Origin of the sequence: Dryocola clanedunensis (assembly GCF_038405435.1) — a bacterium.
In the GTDB taxonomy this organism is placed as follows: Bacteria; Pseudomonadota; Gammaproteobacteria; order Enterobacterales; family Enterobacteriaceae; genus Dryocola; species Dryocola clanedunensis_A.
Window position 1 is genome coordinate 1 of the sequence record NZ_JBBYHZ010000074.1, and the last position, 758, is coordinate 758.

The following is a 758-nucleotide window of genomic DNA, read 5'->3' on the forward strand; positions in this document are numbered from 1 at the left end:
CTCGGCCGGGTTGAGCAGACGCGACAGATCCACCTTGACGCCCGGGCGCGGCGAGACGTCCAGCTGCTGCAGCAGGTCGGTGCGGCCCACGATCTCGTCCAGCGAGCGCACGCCCAGGTAGGACAGCCAGCCACACACTTCTTCGGCCAGCAGGCGGAAGAAGTTCTCCACGCGCTCGGGCAGGCCGGTGAAGTACTGCGCGCGCAGGCGCTCGTCCTGGGTGGCCACGCCGGTGGCGCAGTTGTTGAGGTGGCAGATGCGCAGGTACTTGCAGCCCAGCACGATCATCGGCGCGGTGCCGAAGCCGAAGCTGTCCGCGCCCAGCAGCGCGGCCTTGATCACGTCCAGGCCGGTCTTCAGGCCGCCGTCGGTCTGCAGCAGGGTACGCCCGCGCAGATCGTTGGCCACCAGTGCCTGGTGCGATTCGGCCACACCCAGTTCCCACGGCACGCCGGCATAGCGGATCGAACTGACCGGGCTGGCCCCGGTGCCGCCGTCATGGCCGGACACGGTGATCAGATCGGCGCCGGCCTTCACCACGCCCGCGGCGATGGTGCCGACACCGGCATGGCTGACCAGCTTCACGGAGACCAGCGCGGTGGGGTTGACCTGCTTGAGGTCGTAGATCAGCTGGGCCAGATCTTCGATGGAATAGATGTCATGGTGCGGCGGCGGCGAGATCAGGCCGATGCCCGGCTTGGCGTAGCGCAGCCGCGCGATCAGTTCGTTGACCTTGTGCCCGGGCAGCTGGCCGCCTT

Annotated in this window: 1 protein-coding gene; it reads right to left on the reverse strand. The window is 68.5% G+C overall.

Annotated features, from left to right (window positions below):
- A partial coding sequence (locus AAE045_RS23450) for a glutamate synthase-related protein (RefSeq protein ID WP_455549716.1) occupies positions 1-758 on the reverse strand: 758 nt, incomplete at both ends.